The sequence below is a fragment of the Williamwhitmania taraxaci genome, from assembly GCF_900096565.1.
GTDB lineage: Bacteria > Bacteroidota > Bacteroidia > Bacteroidales > Williamwhitmaniaceae > Williamwhitmania > Williamwhitmania taraxaci.
The window spans coordinates 1-16,465 of the sequence record NZ_FMYP01000077.1 but is presented as its reverse complement, the minus strand read 5'-3'; the positions used below and the strand labels follow the sequence as shown (position 1 = coordinate 16,465).

The 16,465-nt window shown below is 43.8% G+C and carries 14 protein-coding genes; 7 read left to right on the top strand and 7 right to left on the bottom strand.

Going from position 1 to position 16,465, the window contains the following annotated elements:
• The first annotated feature begins 366 nt into the window (after positions 1–366).
• Positions 367–1,083 (top strand): superoxide dismutase, encoded by a 717-nt coding sequence (locus BLS65_RS15170; RefSeq protein WP_244500707.1) that lies wholly within the window; start codon positions 367–369, stop codon positions 1,081–1,083.
• A 36-nt stretch (positions 1,084–1,119) separates the two neighbouring features.
• On the opposite strand, the gene BLS65_RS15165 is transcribed toward BLS65_RS15170, so the two are convergent.
• The 3 genes from BLS65_RS15165 to BLS65_RS15155 form a co-directional block, all read right to left on the bottom strand.
• Positions 1,120–2,397: a BaiN/RdsA family NAD(P)/FAD-dependent oxidoreductase gene (locus BLS65_RS15165; protein ID WP_092440512.1), complete on the bottom strand. Its 1,278-nt coding sequence runs from the start codon at positions 2,395–2,397 to the stop codon at positions 1,120–1,122.
• 59 nt (positions 2,398–2,456) lie between these two features.
• Positions 2,457–3,248 (bottom strand): HD domain-containing protein, encoded by a 792-nt coding sequence (locus tag BLS65_RS15160; RefSeq protein WP_092440510.1) that lies wholly within the window; start codon positions 3,246–3,248, stop codon positions 2,457–2,459.
• A gap of 78 nt (positions 3,249–3,326) precedes the next feature.
• Positions 3,327–3,587: a DNA-binding protein gene (locus tag BLS65_RS15155; RefSeq protein ID WP_092440516.1), complete on the bottom strand. Its 261-nt coding sequence runs from the start codon at positions 3,585–3,587 to the stop codon at positions 3,327–3,329.
• A 289-nt stretch (positions 3,588–3,876) separates the two neighbouring features.
• Between BLS65_RS15155 and BLS65_RS15150 the strand changes: the two genes are divergently transcribed.
• Positions 3,877–4,755 carry a pyridoxamine kinase gene (locus BLS65_RS15150; protein ID WP_170830157.1) on the top strand — a complete coding sequence of 293 codons (879 nt, stop codon included), beginning with the start codon at positions 3,877–3,879 and terminating at the stop codon, positions 4,753–4,755.
• Positions 4,756–4,762: 7 nt separating this feature from the next.
• Positions 4,763–5,593 (top strand): HAD-IIB family hydrolase, encoded by an 831-nt coding sequence (locus tag BLS65_RS15145; protein ID WP_170830156.1) that lies wholly within the window; start codon positions 4,763–4,765, stop codon positions 5,591–5,593.
• Between the two features lie 21 nt (positions 5,594–5,614).
• Here the strand turns inward: BLS65_RS15145 and BLS65_RS15140 are convergent, their stop codons facing one another.
• From BLS65_RS15140 to BLS65_RS15125, 4 genes are read right to left on the bottom strand one after another with little or no spacing between them, the layout of a single operon-like run.
• Positions 5,615–6,058 carry a GNAT family N-acetyltransferase gene (locus BLS65_RS15140; RefSeq protein WP_092440506.1) on the bottom strand — a complete coding sequence of 148 codons (444 nt, stop codon included), beginning with the start codon at positions 6,056–6,058 and terminating at the stop codon, positions 5,615–5,617.
• A 20-nt stretch (positions 6,059–6,078) separates the two neighbouring features.
• Positions 6,079–7,491, bottom strand: coding sequence for an NfeD family protein (locus tag BLS65_RS15135; RefSeq protein ID WP_092440504.1), 1,413 nt, complete (start codon positions 7,489–7,491; stop codon positions 6,079–6,081).
• An 18-nt stretch (positions 7,492–7,509) separates the two neighbouring features.
• Positions 7,510–8,460, bottom strand: coding sequence for a magnesium/cobalt transporter CorA (corA, locus tag BLS65_RS15130; RefSeq protein ID WP_092440502.1), 951 nt, complete (start codon positions 8,458–8,460; stop codon positions 7,510–7,512).
• 15 nt (positions 8,461–8,475) lie between these two features.
• On the bottom strand, positions 8,476–9,294 hold the full coding sequence (locus BLS65_RS15125) for an MqnA/MqnD/SBP family protein (RefSeq protein WP_170830155.1): 819 nt from the start codon (positions 9,292–9,294) through the stop codon (positions 8,476–8,478).
• A gap of 179 nt (positions 9,295–9,473) precedes the next feature.
• On the opposite strand from BLS65_RS15125, the gene purB reads away from it, so the two are divergent.
• The 4 genes from purB (at position 9,474) to BLS65_RS15105 (ending at position 16,276) form a co-directional block, all read left to right on the top strand.
• A complete protein-coding gene (gene purB / locus BLS65_RS15120) occupies positions 9,474–10,817 on the top strand; it encodes an adenylosuccinate lyase (RefSeq protein ID WP_092440498.1) in 1,344 nt (447 codons plus the stop codon).
• Between the two features lie 103 nt (positions 10,818–10,920).
• On the top strand, positions 10,921–12,735 hold the full coding sequence (locus tag BLS65_RS15115) for an ABC transporter ATP-binding protein (protein ID WP_092440496.1): 1,815 nt from the start codon (positions 10,921–10,923) through the stop codon (positions 12,733–12,735).
• Between the two features lie 52 nt (positions 12,736–12,787).
• On the top strand, positions 12,788–14,641 hold the full coding sequence (locus tag BLS65_RS15110) for an LTA synthase family protein (protein WP_092440494.1): 1,854 nt from the start codon (positions 12,788–12,790) through the stop codon (positions 14,639–14,641).
• Between the two features lie 57 nt (positions 14,642–14,698).
• On the top strand, positions 14,699–16,276 hold the full coding sequence (locus tag BLS65_RS15105; protein ID WP_092440491.1) for a glycosyltransferase family 39 protein: 1,578 nt from the start codon (positions 14,699–14,701) through the stop codon (positions 16,274–16,276).
• Positions 16,277–16,465: the final 189 nt, after the last annotated feature.

Genomic DNA, 16,465 nt, shown 5'->3' with positions numbered 1-16,465 from the left:
GTCGTACATCCATGATATCTATCTTCTTTGCGGCCATATCCCTGATTTAAGTTTCAGCGATAAGATAGAAATCATTCCTTTCAATGGCTCAATGGCGCAATTTGCGTCGAAACGGGTGGCGCAACTTCGACCGAAACAATAGCCTAAATGCACCTAAAAAAGTGGCACAACTTCGACCGAAACGCCTGGCACAACTTGAACCGAAATGGGTGGCACAACTTCGACCGTTTTATCTAGTTTTCACCTAAGTAGGTGAAAATATTTTAATCGGGAAAGCCTTGTGATGATTATTATTACAGGGGTTCCCGATTATTTTATGCTTTTATGTTGCGGATATAAGGTAATGTCAAACTAAAAGATGTAACAATGAAAAGAATTCTTTTAATAGTTGGTATGATTGGCATTGGTTTGGTAACCAATGCCCAAGACACAAAGATACAAGCACCTATTTCCGATGAGCTACAAAGGGCTTATCCGTTTTCCGCATTGCCCTATGCCTACGATGCGCTCGAGAAGTTTGTAGATAAGGAAACCATGGAGATTCACTATGCACGACACTACAAGGCCTACCATTCCAAGTTTTTAGCCGCCATTCAAGGGAGTGGCATGGAGGGTAAATCGATGGAGGAGATCTTTGCCTCTATGAGTAAACTATCACCGGCAGTAAAGAACAATGGGGGTGGCTACTTCAACCACAAATTATTTTGGGAGGTGATGGCTCCCAACGGTGGAGGTGAGCCTGCTGGAATATTAATGCCTGCTATTGTTGAGGCGTTTGGCTCGTTCGAGGCGTTCAAGAGCCAGTTTGAGGCTGCTGCAACCGGCGTATTTGGTAGTGGCTGGGCTTGGCTTGCGGTAGATAAAACTGGAAAACTATTCATTGCTTCTACTGCCAACCAAGACAATACCTTAATGGATATTGCTCCTAAATATGGTGTTCCGGTTTTAGCGCTCGATGTATGGGAGCATGCCTACTACCTGCGCTATCAAAATAAGCGTGCCGATTATGTTTCTCGTTTCTGGACTGTGGTGAATTGGCCCATGGTTGAACAAAAGTTCGCCGCCGCCGTTCCTGCTAAGTAAGAAGATTCTTTGCCATAACGTAATCTCCTAAAGAGGTCAACCATCAGCCCGGTTGGCCTCTTTTACTTTTTGTGCGGCACTCTTTCCGGCAACAAACCCGGTGGAGAAAGCAATTTGAAGGTTGTAGCCGCCTGTGTCGGCATCGAGGTTTAGCACCTCTCCGGCAAAGTAGAGTGAGCCAACTACCCTCGATTCCATGGTTTTTGATCCAATTTCCTTTAGATCGACACCCCCGGCAGTAACAATGGCCTCCGAAAAGCCTCCGTAACCTTCAATGTCGATTGGGTATTCTCGTAGTCGGTTTACTATGGCTTTTTTATCCTTGGGCGATACATCGGCTGTGGGTTTCGAGAGCGGACTTGGGAGCAGCTCGGCAAAAGCATCTATCAGGTTGGAGGGTAGCATGGTGCGGAGCAGTCCACCGAGATTTTTTACGGCAGGATTTGCCAACTCCCGTGCAATACGGTTGTCCAGCTGCTCGGGCGAAAGTGCAGGCTTCAAATCGAGGGTGAAGCGAACGGATGAGCCGGCATCGATGGCCGCAACTGCCGCTCGGCTCAACCGGAGGGTAATAGGTCCGGCCAGCTTACCATCGAGCACCTCGAGTTCGCCAAACTCCTTGTCGATCTTTTTCTGGTTGATCCAGAGCACCATTTCGATATTCTTGAGGTTGGTAGTGTTGGTTAGCTTGCCCGGCTTATCGGCCATTTCCAATGGAACGAGCGAAGGATGGGTAGGGGTTACCTTCACGCCAAGTTCACGGGCAAAGGCATAGCCGGCTCCGGTGCTCCCGGTAAGGGGATAGGATAGTCCGCCTGTTGCAACAATTACAGCCTTCGCGGCTATGGTTCTTGATTCCTGCGGCGTTTTAACGCTGATAGTAAATCCATCGGCAGAGTGTGCAATGCTGACCACCTCGGCATGGCAGAGAATATCGGCTCCTCGCTCCTTGGCGAAGGCATTTAACCCTTCGGCCACCTCTTTGGCGCTTTCGCTCACAGGGAAAATACGTTCGCCCCTGTCGATGTAGGTCTTTACTCCCTGCTTCTCTAGGAGTGTTACTATATCTTGGTTCGAAAACGAGTATAGCGATGGCTTAAAGAAGTTGGGGCTTGGGTAAATCTTGGTTAGGAACTCGGGAATGGCGCGCGCATTGGTAATGTTGCACCTACCCTTGCCGGTGATCCTCAACTTACGGGCTACCTTCTCCATTTTCTCAAGCAGCATAACCGTAACGCCCTCAGCAGCCGCTGTTCCAGCCGCCATTAAACCGGCAGGGCCGCCCCCAATCACCACTATATCTATCTTCTCCATTTCACTTGAATTCCACTGATATTTTTATTAATGCTAGAACTTCCTAATCCTTTGTTCCCTTACATTTCCGCCACCAGTTCTTGAGTAAACTGCTTTAAATCAGTCCATGGATGGTTCTGAAGCGCTGTGGAAAGCAATTTCCAATCCAATTTTTGCTCCACCACAATGGATTGAACTAGGGCTGCAAAGGTAGCATATTCGGAATTGCTTTGGTCTTGCTTGGCCCAGCGGCTGAAGAATTGAAGCGTAATTTCGTAGCGTTGTCGCTGATGGTGGTATAGTTCCGGCATGCTTTTAATCGTCTGTGCCATAAATTGGAAGCGTGATTCAAGATTTGCTGCAACCTTGGAGGGTAAGTCCTGCGCCGCAATACCGCGCATGAGGTAAATCTCGGTGTAACGCAGAATGCCTAAGTAACCCAGCGCATCCATATCGTCGGCTATGCTGAGAATAGCAAGGGTGTTGTCTAGCGAAAGGGGATGTTGATTTAATCCTTGCTGTTTATAGCTCTTATCGTCGTGCAGCCGTACGGCATCCAATGCCGATTGGCTAAGGAGTAATTTCAGATTTGGATTGCTCTCCAGCCACCTCTCCAGTATTCGTAGCGAATCGGCTCCATGGTCTTCGCCCGGGTTAATTGTAAGCCCAGTATCGTGAAAGTAGCAGGCCACTAAAAGGTTGAGAAATGCTTGATCGTTGTTGCTCGAACTGGCCCGATCCAGATTGCGGGTAATTTCTAAGGCGTAATTCCATACCCGTTGGTGATGGGCAAAATTGTGGGAGGGGATATGCGTTCCGGTAAACGCCTGTCGGCAGGCTAATTCGACTTTCTCAAGCCAAGAGACTTCCATAGTATTCTTTTTCGGCAAGTATAATAGAAAAAGGGCAGAAAATCGTTCCGCCCTTTCCTCTCAATTAATATTTTTTTATTAATGGGCGATGTTGAGATCCGATAATATTTTTTTTGCTTTTTCGAGGATAGTAATGTCGTCAAGGGTAATTACTCCACCGTCGGGACCCTGTTCTGCATGAAAACCTACACTTTTCCCGTGAACATAGTCCGCGCCACCAAAGTAGTTGCGAACGGTATCTTCTTCGAGATTTAGCTCTTCGGCAATTTTCTGAACACTGCCGTGTGGAAGACTATCCTTGATTCGTCTGAGCTCGTTAAATGTAATAACCTTCTCCATATTCATATCTGTTTAGGTTAAAATCGTGGTTAAATATAAAAAAACGAATTGGCAATTCCAACAGGAATCTGCCCTTATTTGAGCAGAAAGTGTTAAAAAGTATTTAATTATTCTACAGGTGGCTGCCTCATTGAATTGCTGAATTATTGTCCAACGAAGGTTTTATATTTTGACCGAATAGTGTTTTTTTGATTAAAGGTGTTAGATGTTTCTCTGTTCCTCTTGTATCTAAAGGCTAATTCCGCTCTTCGGAAAGGAAAATGTATCTTTACAAAAAAAAACAATGGAAATTATGCACAACCCCGTGAAGCGGGTAGCCGCTATTCACGATCTTTCGGGGTTTGGACGGGCTTCCCTCACGGTAGTAACTCCAATACTATCCTGCATGGGCGTTCAGGTTTGTCCACTTCCAACGGCGGTTCTTTCTACTCATAGCAAGTTTAAGGATTATCATTTTGTAGACCTTACCGATCATCTTCTGCCCATCATTGAGCATTGGGAACGGTTAAATCTCCAGTTTGATGGCATTTATAGCGGTTTCCTCGGTTCATTTCGGCAAATAGAAATTGTCAGCGATTTTATCCGTCGGTTCCGTACCAAACAAACCTTGGTGGTGGTGGATCCGGTAATGGGCGATGATGGTGTTCTTTATGGTCCCATGACCCCTGAGATTGTATCGGGCATGCGCCAGATGATTTCGCTTGCCGATATCATCACTCCCAACATTACCGAAGCGGCATTCTTACTCGGCAGGCCTATGCCCGAATTAATGACGGAGGGTGAAGTTAAACGTTGGTTATTGGATTTGGCTGAGTTGGGCCCGCAAATAGTGATTATTACTAGCGTGCCCGACCAACGCGAAAAACGTCATACCTCGGTGTATGCTTACAATAAATCGGATAATCGTTTTTGGAGAGTAACCTGCACTTACCTTCCAGCCGCATATCCCGGTACCGGTGATGCCTTTGCGAGTGTACTTACGGGTGCCTTGCTTCAAGGCGATAGCTTACCAATGGCTATTGATAGGGCAGTTGCCTTTGCTTCGCTGGGGGTTAGGGCCTCCTTTGGTTACGGAAATAGTTCCAACGAGGGTATTCTGCTCGAACGAATTCTGCCATCGCTTCAAATGCCAGTGCAGCCAAGCAGCTATGAACTTATCGAAAATTAGGGATTGTATGGCAATTCGAATGGTGGTTACCGATTTAGATGGGACATTGCTCAAGGATGATCATACGGTTGATTCGCGCGACATTCATACGCTTACCCAGTTGGGCAAAAGTGGTGTTGTTCGGGTTGCCGCTACGGGCCGGTCTATTTTTACAGCAGCGCAGGTGCTTGAGCCAAACTTCCCCATCGACTTTCTTGTTTTCTCTACGGGCTCTGGTGTTATTGATTGGGCTACAAAGGAGTTGACTATGGTTATGCAGATGGAGACGGTAGAGGTGAACCATATTGCTCAAATTTTGGTAAAGGAGCAGTTCGATTTTATGATTCACGAGGCTATTCCTCAGAACCATATCTTTCAATTTCACGCATCGGGCAATCCGAACCCCGACTTTGAGCGGCGCTGCGAATTTTACCATGGTTTTAATACGCCGTTCATTCCGGGTATTCCCTATCCTGAGCCATGCACTCAGATCCTTATTATTTTGGCTGCGAGTCAATCTGCTCGGGAAGTGGAGATAAGAAAATTATTGAGGAACTACAGCATTATAAAGGCAACTTCCCCTTTCGATAAGGAGTCGATTTGGCTAGAGATTTTTCCATTAGGGGTTTCAAAGGCCCATGGAATTGATTGGATCTCGAACGTTAAGGGCATCGAAAGATCAGAGATTTTTGCTATTGGCAACGATTATAACGATTTGGAGATGCTCGACCATGCAGCCCATAGCTATGTGGTTGCCAATGCCCCAGCCGATATGCTAAATAGGTATAAGAATACAGGGAGTAACGAGCAAAGCGGATTTACTTCTGCACTGGAATCGGCTTTTGCCTTGTGCGTGTAGTCACGAAAAAGCTATCGGACTTTACCCCTTCAGGCCTTCCACATCACGGATAATATACACATCATAGTCGCCTAGGTATTCAAAGCCTAGTTTGCGATAAAGGTTGATGGCCTTTAGGTTATCCTTATGCACTTCCAACTTTACCTGTATCTTTTTTTCCTTAGCAAAGGCAAGGCTCTCAATAGCCAAGTCGGTGCCAATGCCTGTCTTCTGGAGTTGTGGTTGAATTCCAAAGTGGTGAAGGTGAAGGCGTCGCCCATCGAAGGTCATCCATGAGGTGCCAACAATGGTGTCTGTTGCCGTATCTTCTACTACAAAGAACTTGCCTCCAAGGGCAATGGATAGGGCAATCGTCTTTTCGTTATCGCCACGGTGAGCACCGCCAAGGCCTGTTTGTTGCCATAGGGTTAAAACTCCTCGGTAATCATTGGGGCAATACTCTCGAATATTGTATGGTTTTGCCATAGTAGTCTTTGTTTATAGGGTTAAACCTTCGAAACGTAAAGTTGTCCTGCTTCATCCTTTTTTACAAATACTGGTTGGTCTTTATCAATGACTCCATCGGTGGAAATAGCGTCGAATATCTCCTCGTTGATGGTTACCTTCCCTGCCGGGCGTAGCATTGTAAGGGTAATGCCGTTCTTCCCAATCATGTTTTTTTGGTTCAAATCGATACCCACAAATCCATCTTCCCCTTTAAGGCTGGTATGTAAGGCTAAACGGTAGAGCGGGCTGCGCTTGTCGGTAAACAGTTTTTGACTTAGGGTGATAGCCATTATCAAGGATAAGAACATACTGAGGGCCACAATCAATACCGGTTGAACGATAAGTATGGTTGGAATTGGGCCTTCTTGGCGAAAAATCTCATTGTCAATCATGCTCAGCGTGAGCCCAAGGAATGTAAAGGTTATTCCCGCTATTCCGATAACGCCAAAGCCGGGTATGGCAAAAACTTCCACCGCAATAAGGATTAGCCCAATAAAGAATAGGCTTAGTTCCCAGTTCTCAGCAAGTCCTTCCATGTATAGTGGCGCAAAGTAGACTACTGCTGCCGATAAGGCTAATACCAGCGGAAAACCTATTCCGGGTGTTTGCAGTTCGAAGTAGATTCCAGCAAAAATCAGCATGATTAAAATTCCCTGCACTAATGGGTTTAGCAGGAAGCCAATTGCTTTTTCTAGGGCAGAGATATGTTGCTCCCGAATTTCATAGTTGGAAATCTTACCCAGGCTGAGTACCTCCGAAACCGATTCTGCCTCTCCCTCGCAGTAGCCATACTTAATTGCTTCTTGGGTAGTAAAGGTCAAAACCTTAGTGGAATCAATAAGACCGGGAATTATCGTTCGAGGATCGACCATTGCCTCTGCAATTAATGGGTCGCGCCTCCATTTAAAGATGGAGTCCTTGCCATTGAACAGGGTATCCTTTCCGTGCGATTCAGCAGTGGCGCGCATCATCGATCGCATAAAGGATTGGTATTTGTCGGGCATGGCTGCTCCGGTTTGGTCAACCACCGTGGCCGCTCCAATACTTGCCCCCTGGCGCATATAAATTCTATCGCAGGCAATGGATATTAGCGCTCCGGCCGAAGCTGCTTGGTTGTCGATAAAAACCCAGATGGGAATCTTGCAGTTGAGAATCTTGGTCCGAATGGAGTCGGCGACGTTCACTAGGCCCCCATAGGTATTCATTCGAATTAGAATGAGGTCGGCCTTTAGTGTTACCGCTTCATTTAGCCCACTCTTAACAATTCTCCAAGCCGCGGGGTCAATTTCCCGCACAATCTCCATTTTGTATACCAGCGTCTTCTTTGTCGCAGAATTGGTTGGTTGCGCAAATGAACTGCTGAAAAGAGCTAGAATGGTCGTAACGACTAGTGTAATACGAATTATTGTCATGAAGTTTGTTATTTCAGTTTAAAGCCATTTTCGGCGGCGGAACATGTATAGCGTAAGGATGGACGAGGTAATCATAAGGCCAACAGCAAATGGATAGCCACCCACCCAGCTGAGTTCGGGCATTATCTTAAAGTTCATGCCATACATACTAGCAATGAGGGTAGGCGGCATAAATACTACCGAGGCCACTGTAAAAATCTTGATGATTTTGTTCTGTTCAATGTTGATAAGCCCAAGAAAGGTGTTCTGAAGGTATTCCAAACGCTCAAAGCTAAAGTCGGTGTGGTTTATGAGCGATCCTACGTCCTTAATCATAATGGTAAGCTTGGGCGTAATATCGCTTGGGAAACGTTCACTTTTCATTATGCCGGACAATACGCGCTGTTTGTCGATGATGTTTTCGCGCATGAGCATGGTGTTCTCCTGTAGCTGGTTGATGGTGAGGATAATTTCCTCGTCTATGTCGGTGTTTAGCGACAACCGCTTGCTGATTTGTGAGATTTCACGGGCAATGCTCTCCACCATGTCGGCATCGAGGTCTATTCGTGTTTCCAGCAAAGCCACCATAATGTGGTAACCGGTAGGGAAGGCTTTATAGTTGATCTGAAACTTCCGGCTTGATTCATCAAATACCTTAAGATCGGCATTCCGCATTGAGATTAAAATGCTATCCTTCAGGATAAATGATACTGGCTCGTAGGTAAATGAATCCTCACCCTGAATGAGGAAGTTTGAGTTGGCAATCACCATGTTTTCCGTTTCGGAATAGCGCGAAGAACTTTCAATTTCTTCTGCTTTTTGCCGAGAGGTTAGGTTTGATCCGATAAATGATTCTACTGCCTTCTTCTCCTTTAAGCTGGGATTGTTAAGGTCGATCCAGAGCACCTCATCAATGGGCAAGTCGCTAAATACCTTAATATCCGCTTCGTGTATTATTTTCTTTAATGCCTTGTAGTATATCGAAATCATGGTGTAACGTCGAGGTTAGGATGTTAAACAATTAACCTGCGCAAATGGTTTCCTCTCGGGTTGTATCTGCTCAGGAACATTTAGGTTGGCCTGAAGCTGTTGGAATAGTTTCATGGATACTATTTTCTCCTGATCGAATATGAAACTAATTCCTTGATGTAATTGTCGTTTTGCCTTGGATTTTTGGAAATCAGTGTATAAGATATTCTCCTCGAGTGCTTGGTTAATGCTACTTGTGCCAAAGCGAAGAGCATTATTAAATTTATCTAAAAATGCTACTGGCATCGGTTTTAGCGAAATCCACACGGCCATAACTAAAGGCAATCCCGTAAATTTTTTCCATTCAGCGCATAGGTCAACGAGACAATTCTGCTTTTGATAGGTGTCTATGGCCTCACTATCCATCAATAGGATCCCTTCTCCTATCTTCAGATTGTGTATTTTATCGTTGGAAGGAAGCGGTTGTAATTTTGGGTTGCATTTCCAATATCCCTTAGCTAAGATATTAACAAGTAAGGTGCACACCGATTGTCTCGGGTCGTAGTAAATAGTGCTGAGTATCGAAATATCGCCTTGGAGTGCAAGGGCGATCGATTGCATATCGCGTTGGGAACTCAGGCAGTAATTACTCACAATATGGTAAGAGTTAAATTGTGACAGCATTTCGATAGGCACGAGCGCCACATCGATTGTGTTTAGCTGAAGTTGCTGCACCGAATCGGAAAACTCCATTGTGTCAAGAATGATCTCATCCTTAATGTAATGACGTTGTAGTCCAAAAACAAAGGGAATCGTGTTGATATGCAAAGGTAGTGCTACTCTTATATTTGGCATAAGGACGAGTCGGTAAACTTTGGGTGGGTGCTTTTTATTTGCCATACGAAGGTAGCAAAATCCGACTTGTTTAGTATTTTTTAAAGTAAAAAATCTTTCGAATTGTGGCATTGAACAATAATTTCCTCCGATTTGACGCAGCTTTTTTTTTACCTTTGCGCTAGATTAAAATACTAGCCATGGAAAAATTTTCTTTGTCTGCCATTTCACCAATCGATGGCCGTTATAGGAGTAAGGTTGAGGAGTGCGCACGTTACTTCTCCGAAGAAGCAATAATTCGCTACCGGGTCCTCGTTGAGGTGGAGTATTTTATTGCCCTTTGTGAGATTCCCTTGCCCCAACTAAAGGGTGTCAATGAAGAATTATTTGTCCAGCTGCGCGAGGTTTATCTACATTTTACTACAGAGGATGCTCAGCGAGTTAAGGAGATAGAACGAGTTACTAACCATGATGTTAAAGCCATTGAGTATTTCTTAAAGGAAAAAATGGATAACCTTAAGGTGGGTGGAATGAAGGAGTTTGTTCATTTTGGCCTCACCTCTCAGGATATTAACAACACGGCATTTCCCTATGCACTTAAGGATTTTGCCCATGAGGTATACTATCCATTGCTGGATCAATTGCTCGAGCAGCTAAACGGTATGGTAGAAGAGTGGAAGGATATCTCCATGTTGGCACGTACACATGGACAACCGGCTTCCCCTACACGCCTGGGTAAGGAGTTGGCCGTTTTTGTTGAGCGGGTGGGAAAGCAACTTAACCTTTTGCGTGATATTCCTTGTTCTGCAAAGTTTGGTGGAGCAACCGGAAACTTTAATGCACATGCCGTGGCCTATCCTTATATCGATTGGGTCAGTTTCTCAAATAACTTTGTAAACAAGACGTTGGGGCTCGATCGATCGCAGACTACTACGCAAATTGAACATTACGACAACTTTGCTGCTATTTTTGATAACTTCAAGCGGATAAATACCATCCTTATGGATTTGTCGCGCGATATGTGGCAGTACATTGCAATGGAGTACTTTAAGCAGAAGATTGTGAGTGGGGAGGTAGGATCCTCAGCCATGCCGCATAAGGTAAATCCCATCGACTTCGAGAATGCTGAAGGAAACTTTGGAATTGCCAATGCACTTTTCGAACATCTTAGCGCCAAATTACCTATTTCTCGTCTTCAGCGCGATTTGACCGACTCCACCGTTCTTAGAAATATTGGTGTTCCATCCGCACATACCATTCTTGCCTTCAAATCGTTGATGAAGGGTTTGGATAAACTCATTCTCAATCAGGTTGCCATTGATGCCGATTTGGAGAACAACTGGATGGTTGTGGCCGAAGGCATTCAAACAATACTCCGTCGCGAAGGTGTTGAGAATCCATACGAAATGTTGAAGGCATTAACCCGGACAAACGCTAAGGTTAATGAGCAGACATTTAAGACGTTTATTGCAGGATTGCCTGTGAGTGACGAGGTAAAGCAGGAACTCAGTGCAATTTCCCCCACTAGTTACACCGGATTGTAATTTAGAATAGTAACTTAGGCGGGTTTTTATGGACCGAAAAGGGAACATATATTTAATTTTTTGGGGGGCTAAGAACCCTCGTTGAAATCTAAAATTGATTAGAGTGAAAAAGTTTGGAAAGATTTTTAAGTATTTAATTCCATACAAGGGAACTGTAGGTTTGATAATTGGGTTGAACATTTTGGGAGCGTTCTTTTCAGTTTTCACACTTGCGATGGTAATTCCTTTTTTGAATGTGCTTTTCGATCAGATACCTGCAGTAACCAGTACCGTACCGTTTTCGCTAAGTGTTAATTCTATTCTACACAATTTTAATTATTTTATAAGCAGTATAAAAGTTAGTCAAGGAATTACATATGCCTTGGTTTTCATGTGCACGTTTGTAGTTATAATGACATTCTTTAAGAATCTATTTACGTATCTCTCGCTTTATTACATGGCGCCTTTTCGTAATGGAGTTGTAAGGGATATCAGGAACAAGATGTATCGAAAAGTTCTTGAACTACCATTGGGATATTATTCTGAGGAGCGAAAAGGAGACATAATTTCCAAAATCACCAACGATGTAAATGAGTTGGAGGTGAGTATTATGCGCTCTATGGAGATGTTCTTTAGAGATCCCATTCTTGTTATTGTATATATGGTTGTTCTGCTGATAATGAGCCCTCAGCTTACCCTTTTTGTTTTCGTGCTACTTCCGGTAGCTGGGTTGTTAATTGGCCGTATTGGCAAAAACTTGCGGAAACACTCATTTAAGGGACAACGTCGCTTAGGATTCTTACTGTCTACGCTTGAAGAAACCCTTGGTGGTCTTCGCATTATTAAGGCTTTTAATGCTGAGGAAAAAATGATTCAGCGCTTTGAAAGCACGAACTCATTCTATACCAGAATTCTGGTAAAGGTTAACCGTCGCCGCGATTTGGCCTCTCCGTTAAGCGAATTCTTGGGTGTTGCTGTTGTGGTAATTCTCATGTGGTATGGTGGAAAAATGGTTCTCAAAGGTGATGGCAGCCTTACTGCTGCTAGTTTAATTGGATATTTGGTGATTTTTTCGCAGATTATAACTCCTGCAAAATCATTTAGTCAGGCCTACTTTAATGTGTTAAAGGGTATGGCTTCTGCCGATCGGATTGATGCGGTTATCGAAGCTGATAATCCGATTAAGGAGAAGGATGACGCTAGGGTGGTTGAACAATTTGGTGAGAAAATTGAGTATCGCAACGTTTGCTTTAAATACCAAGATGAGCCTGTCCTAAGGAATGTGAGTCTAACTATAGAGAAGGGAAAGACGGTGGCACTAGTTGGCCAGTCTGGTTCGGGAAAGTCGACCTTTGTCGATCTACTTCCTCGCTTCTATGATGCAACTGAAGGCGAGATTTTGGTTGATGGTGTCGACATAAAAGATTTTAGTATAAAAAGTTTGCGCGGGTTGATGGGCAATGTAAATCAAGAGCCTATTCTCTTTAACGATACCTTTTATAACAACATTGCCTTTGGGTTGCCAAATGCTACAATCGGAAGCGTTATGGCTGCGGCAAAAGTTGCCAATGCGCACGATTTTATTGAGGCAAGCCCTAATGGTTACTACACAAATATAGGGGATAGGGGTGGAAAGTTATCTGGAGGACAACGCCAACGCGTTAGCATTGCACGTGCCATTCTGAAAAATCCACCAATCATGATTCTCGATGAGGCCACCTCTGCACTGGATACTGAATCGGAAAGGTTGGTTCAGGAAGCGCTGGAAAACCTCATGAAGAATCGAACTTCCATCGTTATTGCTCACCGTCTGTCCACGGTTAAGAATGCCGATCTAATCTGTGTTCTTCAGGATGGTGAAATTGTCGAGCGTGGTAAGCACGATGAGTTAATTGGTCTAGGTGGGATTTATTCCAAGTTGTACAATCTACAGCGGTAGTGAGTTTTGATGCATTTCGGTGGTTCTTTCCGCTAGTATTAATTGTGAGGCAATGGGGCATTTTTTTAAGACTTCGATAGGCAGGCGTATCCTATTCCTTCTGCAGTTCTTTCTTTTTTGGATAGTTTTTTTCTTTTTAAGTAGGGCTCTTTTTCTGGGGTATAATTATACCCTAGCAAAAGAGATGACCTTCTTGGAGTATTTGGAGGTATTCGGAAGGGGATTGTGGATGGATACGAGCATGACAGGCTACTTTGCCTTGATTGCGTCGCTTCTCATAGGGTTACTCTTTTTCTTAAAGGGACGATACCTGAGGGGCGTTTTTGACACTTTTGTATTTCTTTTACTACTATTAGTCGTGCCCATTGTTCTAGCCGATGTTGAACTCTATCGTAACTGGGGCTTTCGGATGGATAGTACACCTTTGCTATATCTAAAAACACCACTCGAAGCAGCCGCCAGTTTAACCTTGGGTTACCTGGTATTTTACCTTCTTCTCACGGTAAGCGTTGTTATTCTCTTTTTCTTCCTATTTAGGCGTTATGTTTCCCAAACGCTACTTGGGTGCAATTCCGGACGATTCTGGTTGATTCCAGTTTTTGTTTTTGTGGCTTCCTGTATGATTCTACCCATTCGCGGTGGATTAGGAATTGCCCCCATGAATACAGGAAAGGCTTATTTTAGCTCGAACCAGTTTGCCAACCACTCGGGGATAAACGTAGTTTGGAATGTGGCTCGATCGCTTCTTGCATCTCAGAAAAATGGGAAGCAGTATATCTATATGGAGGAGAGCCAAGCAAACGCCTATTTCAAAGAAATAATGCATGATTACCACAAGCCAAAATCTGTTTTACGAATGGAAAGGCCCAACGTGGTGATAATTGTAATTGAAAGTTTTACTGCCAATCTTATCCAAAAACTAGGAGGAGTGGCTGGTGTTACCCCAAATTTTGATGCTTTAACCGGGGATGGACTCCTCTTTTCACATATCTATTCTAGTGGTTTTCGAAGCGAAAAGGGCATGGCCGCTATCTTTAGCGGATATCCTGATCAACCGCAAACTTCCGTGGTTAAGTTTCCGGAAAAAACTCAAAAGCTCCCTTTCGTTTCCAGAGAGTTAATGAAGAATGGTTATTCTACAGCCTTTTACTATGGTGGCGATCTTAATTTTGCCAACATGCGTTCCTATTTTATGAATGGTGGGTTTCAGAAGTTGGTCACCGTAGACGATTTTCCGGCAGCTTACAACGAGTCGAAATGGGGTGTCAACGATCAGCATCTTTTCGACCGTCTTTTTGCGGATTTACAAACGGCAAAAGGGCCATTCTTTTATGGGCTTTTTACTCTAAGTAGTCACGAACCCTATGAGGTTCCGCTAAAATCGAAATTCCTTACCAGCGAGGAGGTTGGCAAGTATGAAAACAGTATCCACTACACCGATCAATGTTTGGGTAACTTCTTCAGGGAGGTTAGGAAGTTGCCAGTTTGGGATTCCACCCTCTTTATAGTCGTGGCCGATCATGGCCATCGTCTGCCTGGGAATTATCCGAGCCACGACGAACGGAAGTTTCGGATACCCATGCTTTGGCTCGGAGGAGCGCTTAGCGTAAGGGACTCCATCGTGTCAAAAACGGGTTCCCAATTTGATATTGCAGCTACCCTACTCACACAGATGAAGGTGGATCGGACCGCTTTTAACTTTTCAAAGGATTTGCTTACTCACGAGAACGTTGGTTTTGCCTCATATACCTATACTGATGGTTTTGGTTTTGTTACCGATTCTACCGTAATGGTTTATGATAATACAAGCAATAAGTTTATTCAGGAGCAAAACGGTAATGAATCGTTCGGTAAAAAAGGAAAGGCACTCTTTCAACTTTACCAGAAGCACTTTTCGAAGTTGTGAGACACACCATTTTATAGTAGTCAAGATTGATGATAATATAGATAAAAGGATGAAGATATGGATTATTTAAAAAGAACATGGGCGACTCAACCGTTGCGATTAATACTAATTGGTGCTCTTTGCGTAAGGATATTAGCTGCCATTTTCTCTCAAGGATACGGCATGCACGACGATCATTTCCTTGTTCTTGAAGCGTCGCAATCGTGGGTTGATGGAACTGACTATAACGATTGGCTTCCCAAGAGCCAGGTTGATCCCATCCCCGCAGGTCACAGTTTTTTTTATGTAGGGGCACATTACATTGTACTCTCTTTGTTTAAAGCTATCGGAATTGATGATCCCAAGATAAAAGTTTTCCTGATTAGGCTTCTACATGCACTCTTATCCCTTGTTGTAGTCGCTTTTGGTTATAAGTTGGCAGAACGATTTGGAGGTCGAAAGGCTGCCATTCAGGTGGGGATAGCCTTGTCTTTCTTATGGTTTATGCCGATGCTTTCCATCCGGAATTTTGTTGAGGTTGCGTGCATACCATTCCTGATTATGGGTGTATGGTATGCCTACACCGCGATGGAGGATAATCGGTCTTGGAGTCGATATTTATTGGCAGGGTTAATGATAGGGCTAGCGTTTTCCATTCGATTTCAGACCGTTATTTTTATTGGCGGAGTCGGGCTAGCCATTCTCTTACGCAAGAAGTTTTGGGAGTCTATTATCTTTGGATTAGGAGTGTTAATATCAATTTTTCTTATACAGGGTATTGTTGATCTGTTTATATGGGGACGTCCGTTTGCCGAGTTAGGCGAATATGTGCGTTATAATATTGAACATAAGTATGATTACGGGAACAATAATCCCATAATGTATATTTCAATAATTGTTGGTGTAATGTTGCCCCCATTGGGCTGGCTTTGGCTGGCTGGTTTTTTTAGAAGTTGGAAGAAAACCCTAATTATTGCGTTACCTTCTTTACTTTTCCTAATTTTCCACACCTATTTCCCCAACAAACAGGAGCGGTTCATTTTTCCAGTACTGCCCTTCTTCGTCATTGCTGGCGTTACCGGTTGGGTTAAAATGACTGAGTCGAAGTTTTGGCAAAACCGGCCTAGGCTTATCATGTGGTTTACCGTTATTTTTTGGGTATTTAATGGCTTGTTGTTCTTACCAACTACACTATCATCCAGTAAGTTATCAAGAATTGACTCCATGTATTTTCTTTATGGAAAACAGGTGAAAAATGGTATTCTCGTGGAGGATCGTTTTCATGAAAATGTAAATCTTCTGCCTAACTTCTATGCAGGTAATTGGTTCATACAGTATGAACTACCCAAAGTGGATTCTTCAAAGATGTGTGATGCCTTAATTCACAAGCAAGCAATCGGCAGCTCCCGATATCGAGCCATAATTAACACTATTAACTATTTCGATAGTGTAAGTATCGATAAATTACCGGAATACGTGTTTATATGTGAGGATAAGGATTTGGAGGCGCGTAAGGCTGCCATCGAGAGGGTATTTCCCCCATTAACACTTGAGGCGGTTATTCTGCCTAGTCGATTGGATGTGCTCATGTATAAGCAAAGCCGATCCAACAGAAACCAAACCATCTTTATTTATAAGGTTGGATCAAAACGATAGGGTATAGTTTTTTCTATAATGCAATAAGTCCGATGTTTTATCGGACTTATTTTGCTTTAACCTTATATCCGCAACATAAAAGCATAAAATAATCGGGAACCCCTGTAATAATAATCATCACAAGGCTTTCCCGATTAAAATATTTTCACCTACTTAGGTGAAAACTAGATAAAACGGTCGAAGTTGTGC

Excerpts from the sequence above, each read along its gene's own strand:
- BLS65_RS15170 (WP_244500707.1), top strand. The coding sequence starts at position 367 with ATGAAAAGAATTCTTTTAATAGTTGGTATGATTGGCATTGGTTTGGTA.
- BLS65_RS15165 (WP_092440512.1), bottom strand. The coding sequence starts at position 2,397 with ATGGAGAAGATAGATATAGTGGTGATTGGGGGCGGCCCTGCCGGTTTA.
- BLS65_RS15160 (WP_092440510.1), bottom strand. The coding sequence starts at position 3,248 with ATGGAAGTCTCTTGGCTTGAGAAAGTCGAATTAGCCTGCCGACAGGCG.
- BLS65_RS15155 (WP_092440516.1), bottom strand. The coding sequence starts at position 3,587 with ATGGAGAAGGTTATTACATTTAACGAGCTCAGACGAATCAAGGATAGT.
- BLS65_RS15145 (WP_170830156.1), top strand. The coding sequence starts at position 4,763 with ATGGCAATTCGAATGGTGGTTACCGATTTAGATGGGACATTGCTCAAG.
- BLS65_RS15140 (WP_092440506.1), bottom strand. The coding sequence starts at position 6,058 with ATGGCAAAACCATACAATATTCGAGAGTATTGCCCCAATGATTACCGA.
- BLS65_RS15135 (WP_092440504.1), bottom strand. The coding sequence starts at position 7,491 with ATGACAATAATTCGTATTACACTAGTCGTTACGACCATTCTAGCTCTT.
- corA (WP_092440502.1), bottom strand. The coding sequence starts at position 8,460 with ATGATTTCGATATACTACAAGGCATTAAAGAAAATAATACACGAAGCG.
- BLS65_RS15125 (WP_170830155.1), bottom strand. The coding sequence starts at position 9,294 with ATGCCAAATATAAGAGTAGCACTACCTTTGCATATCAACACGATTCCC.
- purB (WP_092440498.1), top strand. The coding sequence starts at position 9,474 with ATGGAAAAATTTTCTTTGTCTGCCATTTCACCAATCGATGGCCGTTAT.
- BLS65_RS15110 (WP_092440494.1), top strand. The coding sequence starts at position 12,788 with ATGGGGCATTTTTTTAAGACTTCGATAGGCAGGCGTATCCTATTCCTT.
- BLS65_RS15105 (WP_092440491.1), top strand. The coding sequence starts at position 14,699 with ATGGATTATTTAAAAAGAACATGGGCGACTCAACCGTTGCGATTAATA.